This is a genomic window from Methanimicrococcus blatticola, assembly GCF_004363215.1.
GTDB lineage: Archaea > Halobacteriota > Methanosarcinia > Methanosarcinales > Methanosarcinaceae > Methanimicrococcus > Methanimicrococcus blatticola.
Window position 1 is genome coordinate 24,051 of record NZ_SNYS01000009.1, and the last position, 22,105, is coordinate 46,155.

17 protein-coding genes and 1 pseudogene are annotated in these 22,105 nt (G+C 42.4%); 4 read left to right on the forward strand and 14 right to left on the reverse strand.

Annotation, left to right across the window (positions count from 1 at the left end; genetic code table 11):
- Positions 1–189 precede the first annotated feature (189 nt).
- Positions 190–1,257, forward strand: coding sequence for an NAD(P)-dependent alcohol dehydrogenase (locus tag C7391_RS05710; protein WP_279526730.1), 1,068 nt, complete (start codon positions 190–192; stop codon positions 1,255–1,257).
- Positions 1,258–1,707: 450 nt separating this feature from the next.
- Here the strand turns inward: C7391_RS05710 and C7391_RS05715 are convergent, their stop codons facing one another.
- The 7 genes and pseudogenes from C7391_RS05715 to C7391_RS05740 all read right to left on the reverse strand — a co-directional run.
- Entirely contained in the window at positions 1,708–2,223 is a 516-nt protein-coding gene (locus tag C7391_RS05715) for a hypothetical protein (protein WP_133517598.1), read from the reverse strand.
- A gap of 44 nt (positions 2,224–2,267) precedes the next feature.
- A complete protein-coding gene (locus tag C7391_RS05720) occupies positions 2,268–2,843 on the reverse strand; it encodes an XTP/dITP diphosphatase (RefSeq protein ID WP_133517599.1) in 576 nt (191 codons plus the stop codon).
- Positions 2,844–2,941: 98 nt separating this feature from the next.
- On the reverse strand, positions 2,942–4,654 hold the full coding sequence (locus C7391_RS05725) for a bifunctional N(6)-L-threonylcarbamoyladenine synthase/serine/threonine protein kinase (RefSeq protein ID WP_133517600.1): 1,713 nt from the start codon (positions 4,652–4,654) through the stop codon (positions 2,942–2,944).
- Positions 4,655–4,826: 172 nt separating this feature from the next.
- Positions 4,827–4,976 carry a hypothetical protein gene (locus tag C7391_RS08330; RefSeq protein WP_166627426.1) on the reverse strand — a complete coding sequence of 50 codons (150 nt, stop codon included), beginning with the start codon at positions 4,974–4,976 and terminating at the stop codon, positions 4,827–4,829.
- 5 nt (positions 4,977–4,981) lie between these two features.
- A complete protein-coding gene (locus tag C7391_RS08335) occupies positions 4,982–5,413 on the reverse strand; it encodes an ADP-ribosyltransferase (RefSeq protein WP_166627427.1) in 432 nt (143 codons plus the stop codon).
- A 534-nt stretch (positions 5,414–5,947) separates the two neighbouring features.
- Positions 5,948–7,594 carry a hypothetical protein gene (locus C7391_RS05735; RefSeq protein ID WP_133517602.1) on the reverse strand — a complete coding sequence of 549 codons (1,647 nt, stop codon included), beginning with the start codon at positions 7,592–7,594 and terminating at the stop codon, positions 5,948–5,950.
- A 468-nt stretch (positions 7,595–8,062) separates the two neighbouring features.
- Positions 8,063–8,815: pseudogene (locus C7391_RS05740) on the reverse strand (4-phosphopantoate--beta-alanine ligase); the annotation flags it as partial.
- 331 nt (positions 8,816–9,146) lie between these two features.
- Here C7391_RS05740 and C7391_RS05745 point away from each other — a divergent pair.
- The 3 genes from C7391_RS05745 to C7391_RS05755 all read left to right on the forward strand — a co-directional run bounded on the left by C7391_RS05745 (position 9,147) and on the right by C7391_RS05755 (position 13,873).
- Positions 9,147–9,599 (forward strand): hypothetical protein, encoded by a 453-nt coding sequence (locus C7391_RS05745; RefSeq protein ID WP_133517604.1) that lies wholly within the window; start codon positions 9,147–9,149, stop codon positions 9,597–9,599.
- A 112-nt stretch (positions 9,600–9,711) separates the two neighbouring features.
- Positions 9,712–12,627 (forward strand): M1 family metallopeptidase, encoded by a 2,916-nt coding sequence (locus C7391_RS05750; protein ID WP_133517605.1) that lies wholly within the window; start codon positions 9,712–9,714, stop codon positions 12,625–12,627.
- Between the two features lie 424 nt (positions 12,628–13,051).
- A complete protein-coding gene (locus C7391_RS05755) occupies positions 13,052–13,873 on the forward strand; it encodes an adenylate kinase family protein (RefSeq protein ID WP_133517606.1) in 822 nt (273 codons plus the stop codon).
- 46 nt (positions 13,874–13,919) lie between these two features.
- Here C7391_RS05755 and C7391_RS05760 read toward each other — a convergent pair whose 3' ends face one another.
- The 7 genes from C7391_RS05760 to C7391_RS05790 form a co-directional block, all read right to left on the reverse strand.
- Positions 13,920–14,192, reverse strand: coding sequence for a hypothetical protein (locus C7391_RS05760; RefSeq protein WP_133517607.1), 273 nt, complete (start codon positions 14,190–14,192; stop codon positions 13,920–13,922).
- Positions 14,193–14,548: 356 nt separating this feature from the next.
- Complete coding sequence (locus C7391_RS05765; RefSeq protein ID WP_133517608.1) at positions 14,549–15,778, reverse strand: cysteine desulfurase; 1,230 nt, start codon at positions 15,776–15,778, stop codon at positions 14,549–14,551.
- A 150-nt stretch (positions 15,779–15,928) separates the two neighbouring features.
- Positions 15,929–16,423 (reverse strand): sigma-70 region 4 domain-containing protein, encoded by a 495-nt coding sequence (locus C7391_RS05770; protein ID WP_133517609.1) that lies wholly within the window; start codon positions 16,421–16,423, stop codon positions 15,929–15,931.
- A gap of 83 nt (positions 16,424–16,506) precedes the next feature.
- Positions 16,507–17,310: a TPD domain-containing protein gene (locus C7391_RS05775; RefSeq protein WP_133517610.1), complete on the reverse strand. Its 804-nt coding sequence runs from the start codon at positions 17,308–17,310 to the stop codon at positions 16,507–16,509.
- A 100-nt stretch (positions 17,311–17,410) separates the two neighbouring features.
- Positions 17,411–19,030: a hypothetical protein gene (locus C7391_RS05780; protein ID WP_133517611.1), complete on the reverse strand. Its 1,620-nt coding sequence runs from the start codon at positions 19,028–19,030 to the stop codon at positions 17,411–17,413.
- Positions 19,031–19,172: 142 nt separating this feature from the next.
- Positions 19,173–20,030 carry a ribose-phosphate diphosphokinase gene (locus C7391_RS05785; RefSeq protein WP_133517612.1) on the reverse strand — a complete coding sequence of 286 codons (858 nt, stop codon included), beginning with the start codon at positions 20,028–20,030 and terminating at the stop codon, positions 19,173–19,175.
- Positions 20,031–20,178: 148 nt separating this feature from the next.
- Positions 20,179–21,831 carry an NAD(P)H-hydrate dehydratase gene (locus C7391_RS05790; protein ID WP_133517613.1) on the reverse strand — a complete coding sequence of 551 codons (1,653 nt, stop codon included), beginning with the start codon at positions 21,829–21,831 and terminating at the stop codon, positions 20,179–20,181.
- Between the last annotated feature and the right edge of the window lie 274 nt (positions 21,832–22,105).

Sequence of the window (22,105 nt, forward strand, 5' to 3'; positions counted from 1 at the left end):
ATCGGTGGATTCTTTCATTTTCAATTTATCTTTCAAATTAAATAATGTTCACAAGATAACGGTTTATCTTTTATCTATCATATTTGTTCATGAACGACCCGAAATGTTTAAATAGCCCCGAATATTCGTCGAAGTTGCAGGTTGAAAAATATCTGTGAGAGAGAGTTAAAATAATTAAAAATTAGGAGAGTGTTAAACTTGAAAGGATTTGCAATGCTTGGCATCGGAAAAGTCGGATGGATCGAGAAGGAAGCCCCCACACCGGGACCGTACGATGCGATTGTTCGTCCGTTGGCGGTTGCACCATGTACATCTGATATCCACACCGTTTGGGAAGGTGCATTGGGTGATCGTAAGGATTTAATTTTGGGACACGAAGCTGTCGGTGAAATTGTGGAAGTCGGATCTGAAGTGAAAGACTTCAAGGTCGGCGACCGCGTTATTGTTCCGGCAATTACACCGGACTGGCGCTCAGAAGCTGTGCAGCAGGGATACCAGCAGCACTCCGGCGGTATGCTCGCAGGCTGGAAGTTCTCCAACTTCAAAGACGGTGTTTTCGCTGAAGAATTCCACGTCAATGACGCTGATATGAACTTGGCAATTATGCCCAAAGGCATGTCATTGGAACAGGCTGTTATGCTTCCCGACATGGCTCCGACAGGTATTCAGGGTTCCGAACTCGCCCGCATTAAGCCGGGAGAAACGGTCGCTGTTATCGGTATCGGTCCGGTCGGTTTGATGTCTGTTGCCGGTGCCGCGATTCTCGGCGCAGGAAGATTGTTCGCTGTCGGAAACCGTCAAGTTTGTGTTGATGTTGCCATGGAATTTGGTGCAACTGACGCAATTGACTACAAGAAAGGCGACATCGTTGAACAGATCATGAAAGCCACAAACGGAAAAGGCGTTGACGCAACAATCGTTGCCGGCGGTGACTCCAATTCACTCGGACAAGCCATCGAAATGACCCGTCCGGGCGGAACGATCTCAAACGTCAATTACTTCGGATCCGGCGATTCAATCCCGATTCCGCGTCTTGCTTGGGGCAATGGTATGTCTCACAAAGATATCCGCGGCGGACTTGTTGCCGGTGGCCGTCTGAAAATGGAACAGATGGTCGACCTTGCTGTTTACAACCGCATTCAACCCGAAAAGATGGTCACTCATGTCTTTGACGGATTTGAAAACATGGAGAAGGCTCTCATGTTAATGAAAGAGAAGCCCAAGGACCTGATTAAGCCGGTTGTATTGCTCGAATGAGCAATTAATAAAACCCCAAAAACGGATTAAAAAAACGTCAATCCCCAAAACACAACCCCCATAGATAAAAAAACCGTAAACACAAAACAAAGCCGTCTGTTACCATTGCAGACGGCGTTGTTTTTAAAATAATTTCCTCACTCCGTTCGGAATTTCTCAGGGGCGATGGGAGGGCGGTGCCGGCAGAAAATTGCTTCTCAATTTTTCGGGCTGCGCCGTTGAGGCGGGGATGACGTTTGCAGAAATCGCTGCATGATTTAATGCGGCTTCGCCGCAATGATTCGAAAACTTTCTCACTTTAATTCTATTTTTTGGAATTGAAGGGGAGGACGTTTGCAGATTTCTTCTATTTATCAGCTGCGCCGGCGTGCGCAGCTCCCCTCATTTTTTAAATTCAGATGAAATGATGATTCGTTTTTCAAAAAAAATAAAATGCGTTTCGTTTTTGTTTTAATTTTCGCTTTCTTCTTGGTAATCGGTTTCATCGTTGTAGTCGCCGCTGTATTCGGAATCTTGATAAACGGTGTACCCGACGGCATAGGCGTGAACATTTCTTGTGCCGTAATTCAGCAGTTTGAGGACAAAACCTGCAATGAACAGGGCGATGACGGAAATGATTGTCAGGGCGAGGCCGAGGATGTTTATAAGGGAGCCGAAAAATGACGGGGCGTGATCTAAGTTCATATAATTGTAAATACCGAGAATCAGCGGCAGGGCGGCGGCAATGTAAAGCAGATAGGAAACGATTTTTAAATTGTAAATGACGCTTTCTTTGTCATTGTTGAGGTATGACGGGAATGCGGTTTCCATTTTCTTGATGAGCGCGGCAATCACGAAGACAATCGCTGTCGGAATGTAAAGAATCGGAAGCGGAAATATGAATATCGGGAGGAGGAATATTTGAATGACGGAAATGATTAAAAGAATCCAGCCGATTGCGGTAAACGTTTTGTAAAAATCTTTCATGGTTTCATCTCAAATTTATTTGATAAAATTATTTTAAAATTGAATTATTGTTCTTTCACCCATTCAATAAACTTATCCAAAGCGCGTCTGCGATGGGAAATCGTGTTTTTAAATTCGATTCCGAGTTCGCCGAATGTTTTTCCGTTATAATCAAAAATCGGATCAAACCCGAAACCGCCGTCGCCGCGTTCTTCAAAGGAGATTTTTCCTTCTACGATTCCTGAAAATGTGAGCGGCTCTTTTCCGGGTTCACAAAACGCGACGGCGGTTTTGAAATAAGCGTCGCGGTTTGTTTCGTTTTCCATCAATTTCAGGACGCGCGGGTTGCCGAGATGATCTTCTACAAAACGGGAATAAGGGCCTGGAAATCCGTTGAGGGCTTTGATGAAAATGCCTGAATCATCAACCAAAACCGGAATCTGCAAATCTTCGGCGGCGGCTTTAGCGGAAGCGGCGGCAATCGGCTCTAAATCATCGGCCTGAATTTCCGGATAATCCCCTTTATTTTGAATTGCCTCAATGCCGACGGCGGCAAGAATTTCTTTGATTTCGGCGAACTTGCCGGCGTTGCCCGTCACGAAAACAATTTTTTCATAAAGGGGTTTTGATTTTTGAGTCATGTCATTTTTCCTCCCGATTATCTTTTATTTCTTATTTTTATCTTTATTTTCTTTTTTTCATTTTTATTTCTTATTTTTTTCATCATTTTATTTTTTATTTATCTGCCTTCAATATATCTGCCGCGCATTTTGATTTCTTCGGCGCGCTTTAAAATGATGTCCGCGTCTTTGTAATTTTTCCGATAGCCCTGCGCAAATAATTCTTTCAGGCGCTCCGGTTTTTTGTGAGAACTGTCAAATGTTTGGAAGAGGACATGAATGTCAACGCCTTTTGCCTCAACGCTGTTTTCTGAAAAGGAAAGCCCGAAATCGATTAAATATAATTTTGAATCGCGGCCGGCAATCATGTTTGATGTTGTCAGGTCGCCGTGAATGATGTTGCTTGCGTGCAATTTTCCGATCATTTCTCCGGCCGCGGCGGCCAGTTCATTTTGAGTGTCAATTTCAAATTTAAGCGGTGTTCCGTTGATGTATTCCATTTTAATCGCGAAATCGTCAACGCCGTAAACAATCGGCGCGGGAACGCCGCAGCGGCGCGCTTCGGTCAGCATTCTGACTTCGGTTCGTGTTCTGTCTTTTCTCAGTTTGGCGTCAATTTGAGGGAGGCGGTAATTCTTTTGAATGCGTTCTTTGACGACCATTTCTTCGGTTTCGCCGGCGGTATTGAATTCTTTTTCAAATCCGTATGATTTTGTTTCGGTGTGAACGACAGCTTCCGCGCCGTTTTGCATTTTTTTGATTTCTTCTGCGCGGTTGGTATTTTTGGGCGGCTTCCAGGTGACTGAGACTTCGTCCGGCCGGAATCCTGCGTCGACAAACGATTCTTCAACGGTGAGCGTGTCGCCCGCTTTGAACATCAAAAGTCCTGTATACGCAATCATCGCTCCGTTGTCGCCCATAAATTTCTTTTCGGGAACGAAGAATTTCGCGCCGCGGTCAGCGCACATTTTTTCCAGCATTTCACGAATGCGGCTGTTCGCGCCGACACCGCCTGCGAGAAGCACTTCATTTTTGCCGGTGTGGGCAAGCGCGCGCTCTGTGACTTCAACGGCCATCGCAAAGGCCGTTTCCTGATACGCGTAACATGCGTTTGCCAAAACGGTTTCATCAATATTGCCGTCGGAATTTGTGTTTTCTTTCAAATATCTGGTCGCGGCGGTCGATAATCCTGAAAAGAAAAAGTCCATTCCTTTGACGGTATAAGGCAAATCAATGTATTCTGTCGCTTCTTTCGCGTACTTTTCAACAAGGGGGCCGCCGGGGTGCGGGAGTCCCGCGGATCTCGCGAATTTGTCAAGCGAATTGCCGAGACCGATATCAAGGGTTTCGCCGAAAACGCGGTACGCGCCCTTTCCGAAATCCGTTCCGGACTCGGATTCTTCGTACGCCAAAACTTGGGAATTTGCGCCGCTCACGTAAAGTGTAATCGGGTCGGTCGCTTCTGTCTTCCAAAGGCCGACTTCGATGTGCGCGACGCAATGATTCACGCCGACCAGCGGTTTTTCGAGCATCAAAGAAACCATGCGCGCCGCGGTTCCGACAATTCGAAGGCAAGGTCCGAGTCCGGGTCCTTTTGAAAAAGCGACGGCGTCAATATCGGATTTGGAATACCCTTTTTCTTCAAAGAGGCGGAACAATTCGTCAATCACTTCTCCGACGTGCGCGGCGTGGTGCTGTGCGGCTTCGCGCGGGTGGATGCCGCCGGCTGCGGGCTTGTAAGTGTGCGTGACGTCGACGATGACATCTTCTTCATTGACGATTGCGGCGCTTAAATTCCAAGCGGTTCCTTCGATGCCGAGAATGATTGTCAAAAATTTACCTCAAGGTTGAAATGTAATTAAAATAAAATGAATCGAATTTGAAAATAGAAAGAGACTTTTTAATTAAATCTTTTCTCAAAAGAGGGGAAGAATTGTAGAAAATGAAATCGGAAAATTAAGGAAAACAAAAATTGAATGAATTAAAATGAAAATCCTTCTTCAATTAATCAATTGAAATTTCTGTTGATTCTTCAACAGTTTCTTTTTTCCAATATTTTTGAAAATGCATTTCAATTTCTTCATTAAGCTTTTTTATTCTTTCTTCATCTTCCGGCGATTGGCTGATAAAAGTAATAAATAATTCTCCATGCATTTTGATTACTCCGAAATTTCTTCAATTGTAATGAAAGTTATTTCTTTACTTGATTTTGTATTTGTTTCTTTATTTATACTTACTGTTTCATCCGTTTTCTCTTTGAATATCTCGATAATTTTGTATTTTCGATTACGTGGTCTCAGAATTTCATTTTCCGTTTCATCAATATATAATGCTTCCATCTTATCATTTATTTTCAATCGGAATATAATCGGATTATTCGGATTCGTATATTTGTAAGCGGTTTCTAAATCGGCACTGAAACTTCCAAATGCATCTTCTGTAAATACTTCGCCAACGGCTAAATATTTTAACCAAGATAATTCAGAAACGCCGCGAAACGCCCAAAAATCTTTCTTAATCTTGCTTTTTTGAATCGCCCGATCTAAATGTTCAATATAAAACTCAATTATTTCCGATTCTTCCGGTGTCAATAATTCTCGAAATTCCAAAGAACGGCAAAACGAATTGATAACAAAACACCACGTTTTCTTTTTCCACTCTTCGGGAATTTCAAAACTCCAATCCTGTTTCTGAAAATTTTGTTCGTGAACATCCTGATACGCTTCAATCGCTTCTTTTTCAATTTTTGTCAAATCGTTTCTTTTTGAATAGTTTGTCAATTCGGCGATTGTGTTTTGTCCGGTTTCAGAGTCTTTGCCGTTTTGTTCGTTTTTCCTTCCAACCATGTTTTTTAAAAAACGAAAAACAATATGGTCTGCTCTCTTTTTTCAAAAAGAATAACTTTAAATTATGATTCAAAACCGAAATCTGAAATAAAAATAGTCATCAGTCGTTTTTGAATTATTAAAAAAATGAAATAATGAAATAATGAAATAATGAAATTGTCAAAACCGTAATAAAAAAACCATAATCAAAACCCGTAATAAAAAAAGGGAAGAAAAACAAAAAGAATGAAAACAAAAAAATGAAAACGAAAAAAGAAATGAAGTTCAAAAGAACTTCATTCATTTATTTTTCCGATAGAAATAAGCGCCGGCAATTCCCGCAATGGCAATAAGACCGATTCCTGCGATTATCCAACCACTTTTTGATGTTTTCGGTTCGGTTTTATTTTCATATCCATTGTCTCCAGAATTTTGATTTGTATTCTCATTTTTGTTTTCATTTGAATTCGGTGAATCATTTATTGCTGAATTCGGAGAGGTTGATGTATTGTTTTGCTGTGTTGTTTTGTTTGTGTCGTTTCCGTCAACAACTTTTGCAGATCCGGTTCCGCTGCCGCCCCCTTTCTTTTCCTGGATGAGGTCGAGTTCATTCAGATAAATATCAATGACATTGCCTCCGACAATGTTTGGTCTTGGAGAATTCACAAGTTCATTACCGGTCCTGTTTTCTGAATTATTCAAAAAGTAAAACGTTGATTGTGTTGTACCGTCAGTCGGCAGCCACATTGTAACGGTTCCGGGTGCATACCAATCATTGGCACTTCCGACTCTTGTACTTGCATCTTCTCTTGTCATTGCTGTATAAGAACCGGACTTGATAGAAACACCGGGTAATGGGTTTTTGTCATCCTCATTATCCATCACCGTAAAACTGATCGGATAAATCTCTTCGCCTATGCCGTTTTTGAAAACATTGTTTGCTTCATTGGGCTGTTCCAAAGTCAAAACATTACCACTGTCAATGACAATATTTCCTTCTCCGTCGCAGTCGGGGTGGACTCCGAAACCGCCTCCGATTCCTCCATTTGTGACAATAATATCAGTTTGTTCTCCGGAAATTCTAATATTAAATGCGTCGCCACCTTCTTTACCACCTCCACCTCCGATTCCTGCTCCTTTCCCGTGGTTACTATCTCCGTTTCCGCCTTTTGCTGTCACTATACTGTTTTTAATAATAATTGAGTTGGCGGAACATCCTGTACCATTATCCTTACTTCCTCCGCCACCAATACCACTGCCGCCGCCGCAACCAAGTCCATTCCCACCTATTGCGGTAATATTGCTGTCAATAATTGTTATTTTACCTGCATTTTTCATTCCAATTCCACCAATGCCTGCACCCCCTCCCGGAATGACCTTGCCACTGGTATCGTCATCTTTACCCGCTGCACCTGTTGCGACTAAATTTCCTTTTGTCGGGTCGTTATTTAAAGAAATAATTGTGAGTTCACACCCTTCAGGAACTTCTATCCCGGAATATCCACAAGCATGGAATTCTGCAAGATTACTGCCGCCTGTCAAAGAATTACTGCCGTTTAAAGTCAAATTCACTGTTGCGTTGTTTAATGACATGGCAGAAATTGTCTTCGTTAAACAATTAATTCTCACTTCTTCAAGTGTAATATTTATTGCTTTATTGACGCTGTTATCAAATATAATGTCGTCTCCATTAATTATAATAACATTAGTCGTTTCACCTGCTCCTGATTGTTTAATTGTAATCATTTCACTGAGGGGAATATTTTTTGTTGTTGCACCATCATGGATAATATCCAATGAATTGGCTGAGGCATTTTTTTGAATTATGATTTTGTCATCACTAATATCAAATGTATGATCTGCTGCGGCTGTTCCTGTCAATAAAGTAAGTGTTAATAAGATAATTCCAATCAGCGTTAAAATGTGTAAAAAGCCTTTTTGTTTCATAATTTTCCCTTCTTTTTGTAAACATTTTCGTTATCGTTCAATAGTGTAATAGTTTAGAATGTTGTTAGTTTTCATTAATGGTATTTATATCTTATTTAATATGATTATGAAACAAATTCGAATGATATTGATCGTATATATTATAAAATAAAAAAGAAATGTGAATTTTAATAGAGCGAATCGGGATCATTTACTGATTCTTATTGTAAAAATCTGTAAAAAGCAAAAAACAAAAAGGAATCTGTTAAACAGATTCCGTTTTAAATCTTAAAATTAAATATTAAAATTAAATCTTAAAATAAAGTAAATCCAAAATCATTCCATCATCAAATCGCCGCCGCGCATCATGACTTTTTTGGCGATTTCAGGATCTCTTTGCATTTTTCCGAATCTTCTTTCATTTGCTTCTTGAAGCATCTTTTTTTCCTTTTTGCCGGAATTGTCGTTTTCATCGGGATTGATTCCGAGAACTTCATTTTGTTTGGCGGTCAGGTTCTCTTTCATGGTTTCAATCGCGTCCATCAAAACAACATTGTTGTCATACGCCTGAACAATTTCCCACAAATCTTCTTCTTCCATGTTTTTGAAATCCGGAATCATGTCAATCATATTCGGAAGCGCGCGTTTAAGGTTGTCAATGATGCTGACGTGCGCCGTTTGCGCGGTTCTTGAGAGCGGATTGAGATCAACTGCAATCACCAGCTTTTTCATGTCCGCCAAAACTTTGCAGCGGTCACCGTCTTCGAGCGGCACGAAAATAACGTCCGCGTCGTAAATGCCGACGCGCTCCACTTTCGCGCGTTCATGGTCAAGCGGGAGCAAAGGTTCCGCGTTTTCGCCGAGAACAACATCCGCGCCGTTTTCCTTCAGCTCGTCAATAATCTTTTGAATCCGCTCTTCCGTTCGGTGAAACAAGTTGACTTCCAACTTCGCGCCCGTCAGCTGTGACAGCATCACAAGGTCAGCCGGCGAAAGCGCAGCAGCATTGCCGTTCACGGAAATCACCGGGCTTTCAGCCAACAAAAGAAGACACACGGCGACCGCCTCAGCATAATCGGCGCTGTCAATCGTCTTTTCGCCGATTAAATAATCAAAAGCCTCGCCGCGGCCTTGAGCAATCAAGCCCTGGCGGCTTGTCATTCCTTTCTCGACACCGGCGATGATTTGTTCACGCGCCATTAAAGATTCATAACGGGGATGGTTTTTCGGGATTTCAGTCATAATAATTCCTTTTGAAATTGTATGTCGATAAAACCGCTTCATCTTTTAAAATCATTCGTTCGGTTTTTTGATTTATTGATATTCTATTATTTTGATATTCTGTTTTTTTGATATTCTGTTTTTTTGATATTCTGTTTTTTTGATATTCGTTTTTTTGATATTCGTTTTTTTGATATTCGTTTTTTTGATATTCGATTCCAAACCCCAAAATACATCTTTTGAGATATCAATGAAAAGGCAAAGCAACCGCCCGCTAATTTTCGTTCCGATCGGAGCAAAGCGAAGAGAGGAACGGAAATTTGCGGATTCGTACTCAGCCGATACAGCAAAAATGAGAAACCGTTTCTCATGTTATATCTCTGTGTTGCTTTTGTTCTGTCTGCGGTATGTTGTTGCCGCGTCTCTATCTATTTTACTGTATGTTTCTGGTTGCGTTGCTGCTTTGCGTTGCTGCTGTTTCTCAGGTCGCGTTGCTGCTGTTTCTCAGGTCGCGTTGCTGCTGTTTCTCAGGTCGCGTTGCTGCTGTGTCTCCGGTTGCGTTGCTGCATTTACCTCTAATTCTTATCACATCCGTTCGCTTGCGCGAACGTGGCACGGCTACCTTACTGTTTGCGTTGCTGCTGCTTCTGCCGCCTCCGCTACCTGTCCTGCTGCTCTTTCCGTTGACTGTCCTGCTGTTCTCTCTGTTGCTCTCTCCGTTTCTCTCTCCGTTGCCTTTCCTGTTGCTGCCGCCGTTGTTTCTGCTGTCACCGCTGTCGCGTCGCGCGCAGTCGCCGAATCTTAAAAATGATAAAGTGAGTCCTCGTTTTTTATTTTGAAAAAAACACAACAGAAAATAAAACAGAAAATAAAACAGAAAAATAAATATTAATACCCCGAAAACATTCATAATTTCCATGAAAGACAGACTTTACAGATATTACCCTGAAGATTTCGGGAGGCTCAATTTCCGTGTTCTTCACATGGATTTGGAGTTTGATGTTTTTGACGATCATACCGTTGCAACGTCTTGTATGCATCTCAAAAACATGGACAATCCGGCCGATAAAATTTCATTGAATTGCCGCGATTTGGAAATCCTGGAGGTTCGCGCGCCGAATCTTGAAAAATACGATTACCGCCAAAAAGACGCTTACCTGGATATTTATTTCAATCCGCCCGTTCAAAGAAACGAAAAAATAGAAATCATCACCAAAACAATTTGCCGCCCGACCAAAAACCTTCTTGAAGGGCTTTATTATGACGAAACGCCCGCAGACGCGCCGCCGCAGCAAATCACGCAGTGCCAACAATGGGGATTCCAGCGCATCGTTCCTTGCATTGACGACATGACCGCCAAATGCACCTACCGCACAACAATCCGCGCCGACTCACGCTACACAAGCATCATCACAAACGGTGACATCGCCGTTCCCCGAAAAACCGTCTCAACCGATTCCACCACCGGGCTCTCGCGCGACGAAATCGTTTATGAAAATATGAAAACGCCGATGGCGCCTTATCTTTTCTTCCTCGGCGTCGGCACTTACGACACTTACACGCGCGAATTTGAATATCCCGACGATTCCTGTTTTGACCTGGAACTTCTCATCCCGCCCGGCTCTGATAAAATTTACGCCGAACAATCTCTGGATATTTTGCAAGACGCCGTCATGTGGATTTATCTCTTCACCGGTCCCGAAAGTCACAAAGACGTTGACATCAAAAAACAAATTTTTGACTTAATCAAATTGCGCGACCATCTCAAACACAATCTCAATTCCGCGTCCATCAATCCCGAAAACCTGAATAAGACAATGGACAACCTCGGTGCCGTTCGCGATAAAATCGCCGAATTATCCAAAGGACTCACATTCGGCTACAAATACACAGGAACCGTCTACCGCGAAATCGGCATGCAAAATTCCGACTTCGGTGGCATGGAAAATGTCGGGAACACAACCATTACAACAAACCGCATCATTCCGTCAAAAAACATGCTTGACGGCGCATTTGAATACATGGCTGATGTCAAAGCTCATGAATATTATCACAACATCAACGGCTCGGAAGTCACCGGCAACAGTCCCTTTGAAATCTGGCTCAACGAAGCCGTCACTGTTCTCATTGAAAACGAATTCCACGCTTATTTCTTCGGTGACGAATACACGCGCCTTCAAACAATTCTCAACCTTTACGCGCCCGTTTCCGGAACATTCGCATTGGATTCAAGCGCGTCATCCATGCCGATTCTGCCTGAAGGCTTCAACGATCCCAACGATTTGATCACCTCCGTCACTTACGTCAAAGCTCCCGAATTCGTTCAAATGATTGAAACGCTCATTGGAAAAGGTGCTTTCTCGCGCGGGCTTGACGCTTACCACCGCAAATACAGTCACAAAAACGCGCGCACATTCGACTGGATTCATGAAATGGAAGTCGTCTCCGGTATGCAGTTAATGCGCATGTCCAACAGCTGGCTGCACCAAACAGGCTATCCGGTCCTTTCCGTCACCAAAACATACGACGCGTCAACCGGCGAATTCCACATGAAATTGGTTCAAAACATTCCTTACACCAAACAGCCTTGGCAATTCCCGTTCTCCTACGCGCTTTGCGACAGAAAAGGCAGAATCATTCACGAAGATGTTTATTTCGTTCAACGCCGCGAAGAAGAAATTGTTCTCAAAGACGTTGATCAGCCGGCTTTTGTTTCATTGAACCGGAACGGCTCTTTCTACGGTAAAATCGAAACCGATGCTGATTCCAAAGAACTCTTGATTCAGGCGAAAAAAGACAAAGACATTATCAGCCGCTGGCTCTCATTTTACACGCTGACAGACGCGGAAAAGAAATATCTGTTGCTTCACAGAAACGCCGAAGCAAGACCTGAATATGTCGATTTGTATCATGAATTGCTTTGTGACCATTCCCTTTTAGAATTAACAGGCGGTCTTTTCCTGACGCTTTTCGAATCGGTGGACGATGAAGAATACGCGCACCACTACAAAGAGCTCTACAATGTTCGTTTAAGACTCCAAACCGCGATTGTGAAAACGCATGAAAATTCGCTTAAAATCATTTATGACGATTATTCCGAAATGCAGGACCCCGAAGAAGACAAACTCTTTTCGATGCGTGGCTCCATGCGTTTGAAAGCCGGACAAATCAAACGCCGCCAAGTGAAGAACAATGCGCTTCGTCTGCTGGCGGTTTTGGACACGCCCGAAATTCATTCCCTGATTAAACGCCAATTCCTGACCGCCGTTAACGCGACCGATCGCGCTGTTGCCTTCGCTGCGTGGCTGAACAGCTCGGCACCCGAAAAACGCGAGCTGACGCAGATTTACATGGAAGAATGCAAAAAAGATTTGGTGGCGTGGGAGGCATTTTTGTCTGCTGTTGCAAGCACGGATGCACCCGACTGCTTGGAGCTTGTTAAAATGGTTGAAAGCGATCCCGTTTTCCGCATTGAGCAGGCCAATGATCAGCGCGCGCTTTACGGTGCGTTCGCCCGCAACAGAAAATATTCGCTTCAAACGCCGGAAGGATTGGAATTTTTAAAACAAACCATTATCCGCCTGGCAGGTATCAATGAATACAGCACGGTCGGATTGTTGAATGCATTTTCAATCATTGATTTCATGAATCCGAAATATTATATTCCGCTGGTTGACGCATTGGTGACGATTGCCGGTTCGATTGATTCTGATAAATCTCCGAGCGTTTACAACAGAATCGTGAAATTACTGGTCGGCGCACCCAAAGCGATCAAATTGTATGAAAAGGAAGTTCGTGAAATTTCTTTCCTTCAAAAAATCGAAACCGCCTGAAGAGGACGCAGTATTCACAAGTGAAATTTATAAAGATTTTATAAAATGGATGTAAAATTTACAAAACGGATTTAAAAATTCATAAAACAAATGTAAAATTTACAAAACAGATTTAAAAATTCACAAAACGAATGTAAAATTCACAAAACAGATTTAAAAATTCACAAAACGAATGTAAAATTCACAAAACAGATTTAAAAATTCACAAAACGAATGTAAAATTCACAAAAATCAACACAAAGGTTGACAATCAACAAAAAAAGTCATAAGGAATAATGTCAATTTCATTATTCCAATTTAATTTATTCGAGTGAGTGCCTGATATTCGTCGTGATACTCTTCGATTAAAACACGATTAAAACAATTAGAAAAAAGTTTGCTTATAATAACGGAAAACGGTTTATTCGTACAGGTGGCCAGAGACATGACTGACATTTTATTTCCTCCTTTTTTGACAATTGCATTAACGGGAACGCCCGGGACCGGGAAAACGGAAGTTTCAAAGAAACTTGAAGCTGACGGGTACCGTATTCTTCACATCACGGAATTCATTAAAGCGCACAACATACCGTCTGAGCGTGATGATGAACGGGATTGTGATGTTGTCGACATGGATGCGTTAGAGGAAGCCGTTTTTGAATATCAGCAAACCGTCCGCAAGGAATTTAATCAAAAGTTTTTTGATGAAGGTTTAACGCTTGCTGATCTTCACAAATCTCCCGAAACCTTGCCTGTTTTAGTAATCGAAAGTCATCTGGCGCATTATTTGTGTGATTTGTCCGTTGTTTTAAGAACGCATCCGTACACGCTTAAAGACCGTTTGAACGAGCGCGGTTATTCCGATAAAAAGGTCATGGAAAATGTTTTGGCGGAATCCATTGATGTTGTTTTATGTGACTGTTTTGATTATTGCCGCCGCGTTTATGAAATTGAGACCACAAATTTAACAATTGACGAAACCGCCGATTGTTTAAAAGAATTAATTCACGCGCTTTACGACGACGAATTAAAAACATATGAACATTTGATGGGCAAAATGGATGCCTTTTCAAGCGATGTCGCCGCGCAGCAGGCGATTGCTGCAGGTCTTCCGATTTCTGACATCTTAGAAACGTATTCATTCGAAGATGACGGTGCAATCGTTTACAGCGACAACGATGACATCGGCGATTACGCCGAAGAGAAAAATCCGGTTCTGGTCAAATATCTCCCCGGTAAAAACGATTGGAGCGAATTAACGGAATAATTTTTTAATTTTTTCGTTTTGTTTTTGTTTTGTTTTTTGTAAAACGTCAGGCCGTTTTCGATTTTTGTAAAAACGTCGCGTCTTTTTCGATTTTTGGTAAAACTTGTTCGGGTCGCGCGCGTCGGCACGGGGGACGGCAGCAAACGCGAACGGTAAGGTAACGGCAGAAACGCAAACCGTAAGGTGGCAGTAGAAACGCAAACCGTAAGGTGGCAGTAGAAACGCAAACCGTAAGGTGGCAGTAGAAACGCAAACCGTAAGGTAGCTGTTGTCCACGTTCGCGCAAGCGAACGGATGTGATAAAAAAGAGCAGATGCACGCAGCAAAGCAGATGCACAAAAACAAAGTGGACATACACAGCAAAGCGGGGACACACAGTCAAGCAGCACACACAGTCAAGCAATTCCCAAGCAAAGATAATAATTGATTTTAATCGATTTGAAAAGCAGTTGTTCGTTTTGCTGTATCGACGGGGTACGAATCCGCAAATTTCCGTTCCTCTCTTCGCTTTGCTCCGATCGGAACGGAAATTAGCGGGCGGTTGTTTGGGGTTTCAATTCTAATATTGAAAGGGAAAAACCTTTTTTTAAAAAAATCAAAAATAGAGATCTGAAAAATTGAGATCTGAAAAATAGAGAAATAAAAACAGAAATCTAAAAAATAGAAAAATAAAAATCAACGTTGAACGGAATCAGCAATTTCCGAAACGGCGTTAATGAATGTATCAACTTCTTCTTCTGTATTGTAAAGTCCGAAAGAAGCGCGTACAGATCCGTCAATGCCGAGCGCTTTCTGCCCCGGAATGGCGCAGTGGTAACCGCTGCGGACACAGATATTGTATTTATCCAAGCGCATTGCAACCGTGTGCGGGGTGAGACCTTCGATGTTGAACGAAACCAAGCCGGCGCGGTTATCCGGACCGTAAACAGTGATTCTGTTGTCGTCGGTGTTACGGTTGTTGGTGTTGTTGTTGCCGTGGGTGCTGTTGATTTCTTTGAGCCGCTTTGCCGTCTCACGCGCCAAATGATTGTCATGCGCTTCAACAGCTTCAACGCCGATTTTTTGCAAATATTCGACGGCTGCGCCGAGTCCGATAACTCCGGGAAGATTCGGCGTTCCGGCTTCGAAACATTCGGGGGAGGATTTGAGCGCGTAACTGCAGGCGTCAGCATCAGAAGTGGTACCGCCGCCGAGAACGGTGGGCTGAATGGTTTCGGGGTTTTTGATGTAAAGAATTCCTGTTCCCTGCGGGCCGAGAAGTCCTTTGTGCCCGGCCGCGGCGAAATAATCGCAATCCAATGCTTTCAAATCCAATGCCATGTGACCGGCGGATTGAGCACCGTCAATCAAAATGGGAATGTTGTTTTTGCGCGCGATTTGAATGATTTTTTCAATGTTTTGAATCGAACCGAAAACATTTGAAATGTGACCGATTGCAATCATTTTTGTTTTGTCGGTAATCATCTCATCAATTTGATCGGGATTGACAAATCCTTCGACATCAATATCGGCAACCTTGACTTGAACGCCTTTTTCCTTTTGACGCAGCCACGGAACGAAATTGGAGTGATGCTCAACGACGGTTGTTATGATTTCATCGCCTTCCTGAAAATCAAAACCGTTTGCGACAATGTTGATGCTGTCCGTCGTATTTTTCGTCATAATCATTTTTTCGGGAGGCGCATTCAAAAAATCAGCAATAATTTCACGCGCGTCTTCAAACGCATTTGTCGCCTGAATGGAAAGCTGATGCGCGCCGCGCCCGTAATTGGCGGCATAATTGTAAAAGAAATCATTCATTGCAAGAACGGCCGGTTTAGGCGTCTGAGTGGTTGCGCCGCTGTCCAAATAAATGATTTTTTCTAAAACAGGAAAATCTTTTCGAATTTCATAAACGTCGTACATGAAAACGAGAAGGTGCTTTTGATTAAAAAAAGTACGGATTGGAAAATAAAAAATTGGAAAAGATGGAAATAAAAAATTGAAAAAAAGATTAAAAAAATGGAAATAAAAGATTGAAAAAATGGAAATAATAGATTGAGAAATATTATAAAATCAATCCTTATTTTTTTCAATATATTTTAGCGGAATAAAAATTTCATTTGTTTCAACCATTTTAATTAAATCTCCAAGTGTCATTTCGCGAACGAAATTTGAAGCATTTTCTTCATTAATGCCGGCATCGAGAAGTTTTCCAACAATGGAAGAAGCCAAATCTGACCGATTGAATGGGCGTACTATTTTTTGATCTTCTGCCAATTTTTGGAGTTCAATGTCTGACGCCGGCAAGATTTCACAATCGTCTGACTCTTCTGAATCGAGTTCAACAGAACTTTGTTTCTTTTTAGCATTCTGAAGAGTGTTTTGAATTGTTGTATACGCCCTTCCGGTTTTCTGTGAAATTTCTTTAGGCGTATAACCGCATTCATAAGAATAATAATTGTAAAGCGTTTCAGCAGGCGATAAATCCTGATGATTTTGGAAATAAGCGTCGAAATCAGAAAAATAGAGGCGTTTCTGTTCCTGTGTCAAGTGTGAGAAATAAGACATATTACTAAAATATAGTAATATTGTATAAATACGTTTCATCAATTATAGTTATAATCCTCGTTATAACGAGACAAGGGTGAAAATTACCAATAAATCACGTAATTCAAAAATTTATTGACATGCTCGGGTACATCTTTTTTGAAAAATTCGAAATCGGCAATTTGATATCCTTCGCTTTTTTCTTTTAAAATGTCGGTTTCAAACCCGAACCAATAAATGACAAGCCCTTCGCCGAAACAGTCAGCGTATTCGTTAAATTGTTTTTTCTCGTAATTGCGGTGTTCTTTGAGTTCGCCGAAAAGCGCTTTGCTTTCAATCCAGCAGACTTCACGGCCGCTGATTTTAATGGATTTTCGAAGCAGAAAATCAGGCGTTTTTCCGGTACATCCTTCCGCCCGCATTTCATCTTCGCAAGTAAAATCGCAGCTTTTCTTTTTGAGCCAGAATGAAATAATGTTTTCACCGATTTTGCCTTTTTCTTCCTGCAATTGATGCGCCCGCGGCGAAAAGAAATAATCGGCGTTTAAAGATTCAAGCAATTCATTTTGAATGCGGTTGTTTTCAATTGATTTCGGATTTTTGTAAAAAAGACGAATTTCTTTTTTGGAATGACCGAGATTTTCCAAAATAAGCGTTGAAATTAATGTTGCCGGATAATGATATTTCTGACTGAGCATCAAAAAGGAATTGCCGCTGCGCCATTCATTGACAATTTTGTCTTCCTTTCGTTTAAAACGGTAATGAGATTTCTTGACGTCTTCGACAACTTTTTGGTTTAAAATGCTTGACAGCGTACCGCAGCAAACATTGTATTTTTCCGAAAGTTTTTGAACATCGTCGTGTGAATTGAGGGATTCATAAAAATAACGGTATAAATTTGAATCCATAATTATCTCCTGTTTTTGTTTTTATCCGAGTCGGGCTGGTATTTTTATGCAAATATAAGAATGTATTACTTGCATTAAAATATTTTCTCATATTAATAATTTAAACAACAAATTCGTCGTCTAAATTCTGAGATTTGACACGAAGCCGTTCCAAACTCTTCTTTTCATTCAAAAGGGCCTGAAGATCGGCATCATATTCTTCATCCGGCTCGTCCGCCTCTTCTTCAGCTGCAGCATCTTCCCCGGTTGCAACAGTTTCATCATCCGCCGTAATATTTTCGTCGGCTGCTGCAATATTTTCTTCTTCAATCGCAATATTTTCATCTGCGACATCTTCAGCCGCTTCATTCGGAGATTCGGCGATGATTTCAATTTCCGTTTCGTCATAAACCTCAATTCCGGAAACGGTGTCTTCGGAAACGGTTTCAAACATTTGATCAATGGTTTCGTCGAAAACCGCTTCAAATTCGTCTTCAATTTCTTTCAAATCGTTTTCAAAAACGGGGGCAGTTTCATCGGTCGGTTTCAAATCCGCCGAATAAACAAACGCTTCAACTTCTTTTTCACGAATCTTTTCCAAAAGTTCGTGTTCTTCTGCCGCAAGACGCGCTTCACGCTCGGCAACCCACAAATCATGCGCTTCGGCATACTTCTGCTTTTTCAGGTTCGTTGCAACAGCCGCTTTTAATTGAGCGTCTTCAGCTGCAATACGCGCCTCGCGCTCGGCAACCCATTGGTCGTGCGCTTCGGCATATTTCTGCTTTTTCAGGTTGGCAGCAACAGCCGCTTTTAATTGAGCGTCTTCCGCTGCAATGCGCGCTTCGCGTTCGGCAATCCACTGATCATAGGCTTCTGCTTGTCTTTGCTTTTTCAGATTCGCTGCGACATCCATCTTTAATTGAGCATCTTCTTTGGCAATACGCGCCTCACGTTCAGCCAACCATTCATCGTAGGCACCGGCATATTTCTGTTTTTTCAAATTGGCAGCGACAGCTTCTTTGAGCTCCATGTCTTCAGCCGCAATGCGCGCTTCGCGTTCGGTCAACCATTGATCGTGTGCCTCCGCGCGTTTTTGCTTTTTCAAATTCGCCGCGACATTAGCTTTTAATTGAGCGTCTTCAGCCGCAAGACGCGCATTTCTCTCGGAAAGCCATTGTTCATATGCATCTGCGCGAACATTGGGTTTGCCGCCGCCGGCATATTCTTCCGGGATAAAGGGTTCTCGGGAAGTGATTTTTTCATCAATTTCCCATAAAACGATTTCATCAATTTCATCATCCACTTCCGGTTCTGTCGGTGTGATTTCTTCAAAGATTCTTTCCTGATAAGCGATTTTTATTTGCCGGTCCTGCGGCGCTTCCGGCCAAGGCGTCGTTTCTCTCGACGGCGGCTTAATGCGTGTGGCGGATTCGGCAACTGCTTTTTGGATGCGGTCGCGCCAATCCGTTTGAGCGGCATAATCGTCGACAACACCGGCTCCTGATTCGGAATACAAACCTTTCGGATGCGCATCGGCAAAAGGCGCATCGGGTTTTGTCCGAGTCGATTCAACGTATGCCTTTTTTGCAGGCGTCAATTCTTTTCGCTGAACCGAAATAAAAAAACGTTCCGATTCTTCGGGCTCATTTTGAGAATCGGTCGGAAGAGAGGAATAATCAATATATATAAAATCCCCGTCTGTCGGGGATTCAGAAGTGCGGCGAATCTTTGAATTTTTCATAGTGTATGATAAATTTTGTAAAAATATAAAAGTTGTCACCGGACTGGAAATTGCCCCGCCGAAGCAGATTTAAAAAATAAAAGGCAGGGGCGAAATTAAATAAAATCGCCAGATAAAAAATAAAATTAAAAAAGAAAAAATATTATTTTCTCAGCGCGTCAACGATAATCGGAGCGGTGCTGATGCGGCTTTGAACTTTTTCAATCGTATCGGTTGCCATAATATCTTTAACGCCGGCATTGGAAAGTCTGAGAACCGCATTGCGCGTTAAAACCGGGTGGATGCAAGCAACATAAACATCACGGGCACCGTTTTTGTCCAAAATGCTGACCGCCTCAGCCATTGTGCCGCCGGTTGCAATCATGTCATCAACAATAATCACATCGCGACCCTCAATATCCATTTTCTTGTCTGCCATAACCACCTGGTCGCCGGCAAGACGCGTTTTATCAAAAACATCCCAATCTAAATTCAAACCGGCCGCCATGTTTTTAACCATATCGCGAACGCCTTTGTCCGGCGCGATTAAAAGCGGGCGTTCCAATCCCAAACTTGCGGCGTATTCGGCAATTAATTTAGAAGCATCCAAATCTTCAGCCGGATGAGAGAAGTAGTTCAAAATGCTTTTTTCGTGCAGATTGATGGTATAAATTTTATTCAGATTTGCGGCGGTCACGGTTCTTGCCATTGCGCGCGCGCTGATGGCTTCGCCGTCTTTGAATTTTTTATCCTGGCGCGCGTATCCCATATACGGAATGACAACCGTAATCTTTTTGGCGGATTCGCAGGCATCCAAAAGCTGCAAAAGCGCAATCAGGTCGGAGTCGGTTGTTGTGCTTTGAATCAAAACAACTTCTTCATCCTGAACGCTTTCTTTGATCTGAACATATTGTTCGTTGTCGGGAAAGCGAATGAAATCTGCAATAGTCGGTACAATGTTCAATCCGGCCGCAACGCGGCAGGCGAGAGCTTGAGAAGACGGGCCGCCGATAATTTTCAATGGGATTACCTCATGACGATTTGATACAATAATATTTGATACAATAATAATACTTGATATAATGATGATGTAATGAATTTGATCTGAAATAGAATTGTCAAACAATCATGTGAAGAAAGACTTTTCATAAAAATGTTTTCGGCGGATTTTATTTGAATAATGATTTCTTTTTCCCGCTTTTATTTTTATTTTGTTTGCCGGTTTTTTTCATGACGGAATTATCGGATGAAAAATTCGATGAAAAAACCGACGGGATTTGATGAATTACGTCTGTCGGGAGGAGAGAATCGCCGACAGAGGCGTATGCTAAGTCGCCTGCGCTGCCGCAGATGAAAGCGCCGCATCCGGCTGCCGCAACCGCGCTGTTCTTTGCAAGCAAACTGCCGACAACGCCTGCCAAAACGTCGCCCGTTCCGCCGACCGACATCCCTGCGTTTCCGCTCGAACTGTACCGAACTTCGCCGCCGCCTGCAACCATATCTTCGCGTCCTTTCAAAAGAACAACCGCGCCGAGCTTTTCGCCGATTTCAAGAAGCGCGGCTTCCAATTCATCCGAATTCAATGCTTTGCGCTTTTCAGGCAACTCTTTTTCAAAATAAGCCGCCGTTCGAACCAATTCATGATAATGCGGCGTGATAATAATTTCAGCGGAATTTTTATTTTGAACAATCGCTTCAAAAATTTCCGGAACAAGCGCGTCGGCATCAATAACCGCTTTTTTGAAATGCGGCACCAATTGAGCAGCCGCTTGTGCCGACTCCAAAACACGTCCGAATCCCGGGCCGAGCACAACAACATCATGCGATTGAATCAATTCAATCAGCAACGGAACATCCGCTTCCGAAAAAACGTCGCTTGATAATTTCCGAACAATAAATTCCGGCGCAAAAGATGAAACGGCTTTGTAAATGCTTTTGGGCGTCGCAATTGTGACGATGTCAGATCCTGCCCGAAGCGCGCCCATGCCTGCCAGTGCCGGCGCGCCCGAATAAGGTCCGCCCGCAATCACCAAAACTTTACCGCTGTCACCTTTTTTGCTGTCAACGGTGCGTTTGTATAACAATGAAACGTCGCCTGCGCCGATAAATTTTCCGGCGTTTTCGGGAATTCCGATAGTGCGAACAAAAATCTCGCCGGCATATTTTTCGGCAATTTTATTTTCCAAAAACGTTTTCATTTTATGGAATGTGATTGTCGCATCGGCTTTGATGATTAAGTCATCGGAAGTGTCATCGGAAAGATCATTCATATCTTTCGAAAAACCTGCCGGCGGCATTCCTGACGGAATATCAATTGCCAAAACAGGAAGCTGACGCGCTTCTTTTTCAGAATTGATGAGCTGAACGGCTGCTTTTTCAAGTCCTTTGGGCTTTCCCGAGAAACCGGTTCCGAAGATGCCGTCAACGATCATTAAATTATTTTCTTTGAAAAGACCGTAAGCGTCCGAAAGCTCGGATTCACTTTGAATTTCATAAACGGTGACATGATTTGTCTGTTTCATCAATTTGAAATTGATTTGAGATTCGGGTGTTTTGATTTGGGTTTCGCGCCCGAGCAAAAACAAAATGACAGATTTTTGCGCATTTGCCAAATGCCGTGCCGCAACAAAAGCGTCGCCGCCGTTGTTCCCGAGACCTGCAAAAAATAAAACGGAAGAATCGGAATAACGTTTATGATTTGAAATAACATCAGCGACAGCAGCTCCTGCATTTTCCATTAATTGGAGCGGATGCATGCCGAGACCGACGGCATTTTTATCAATTGCTTTCATCTCATCGGCTGTGATTATTTCTTGTCTCATCAGAATTCCGGCTGTTATTTTTTTGATTTAATTTCGTTTTATTTTCCGTTTTAATTTCTCGATTAAATTATTCCTTAAGTTTTGTTTTAAGATTTGTAATTATTTTATATTTCCGTTGAAGTGATTTTAAAATTTCTTAAATCCGCATGCCGTCGGTTTTAATTGTCATGACAAATTATCTGATTCAAATCCGAAAACGGCAAATTTAAAAAAAGAATGGATTTAAATATATGATGACAAATTCTTGATATTACATTCTCGGCAAACATCAGAA

Excerpts from the sequence above, each read along its gene's own strand:
- C7391_RS05750 (WP_133517605.1), top strand. The coding sequence starts at position 9,712 with ATGAAAGACAGACTTTACAGATATTACCCTGAAGATTTCGGGAGGCTC.
- C7391_RS05780 (WP_133517611.1), bottom strand. The coding sequence starts at position 19,030 with ATGAAAAATTCAAAGATTCGCCGCACTTCTGAATCCCCGACAGACGGG.
- C7391_RS05720 (WP_133517599.1), bottom strand. The coding sequence starts at position 2,843 with ATGACTCAAAAATCAAAACCCCTTTATGAAAAAATTGTTTTCGTGACG.
- C7391_RS05755 (WP_133517606.1), top strand. The coding sequence starts at position 13,052 with ATGACTGACATTTTATTTCCTCCTTTTTTGACAATTGCATTAACGGGA.
- C7391_RS05745 (WP_133517604.1), top strand. The coding sequence starts at position 9,147 with ATGAGAAACCGTTTCTCATGTTATATCTCTGTGTTGCTTTTGTTCTGT.
- C7391_RS05790 (WP_133517613.1), bottom strand. The coding sequence starts at position 21,831 with ATGAGACAAGAAATAATCACAGCCGATGAGATGAAAGCAATTGATAAA.
- C7391_RS05770 (WP_133517609.1), bottom strand. The coding sequence starts at position 16,423 with ATGTCTTATTTCTCACACTTGACACAGGAACAGAAACGCCTCTATTTT.
- C7391_RS05775 (WP_133517610.1), bottom strand. The coding sequence starts at position 17,310 with ATGGATTCAAATTTATACCGTTATTTTTATGAATCCCTCAATTCACAC.
- C7391_RS08330 (WP_166627426.1), bottom strand. The coding sequence starts at position 4,976 with ATGCATGGAGAATTATTTATTACTTTTATCAGCCAATCGCCGGAAGAT.
- C7391_RS05715 (WP_133517598.1), bottom strand. The coding sequence starts at position 2,223 with ATGAAAGATTTTTACAAAACGTTTACCGCAATCGGCTGGATTCTTTTA.
- C7391_RS05735 (WP_133517602.1), bottom strand. The coding sequence starts at position 7,594 with ATGAAACAAAAAGGCTTTTTACACATTTTAACGCTGATTGGAATTATC.
- C7391_RS05765 (WP_133517608.1), bottom strand. The coding sequence starts at position 15,778 with ATGTACGACGTTTATGAAATTCGAAAAGATTTTCCTGTTTTAGAAAAA.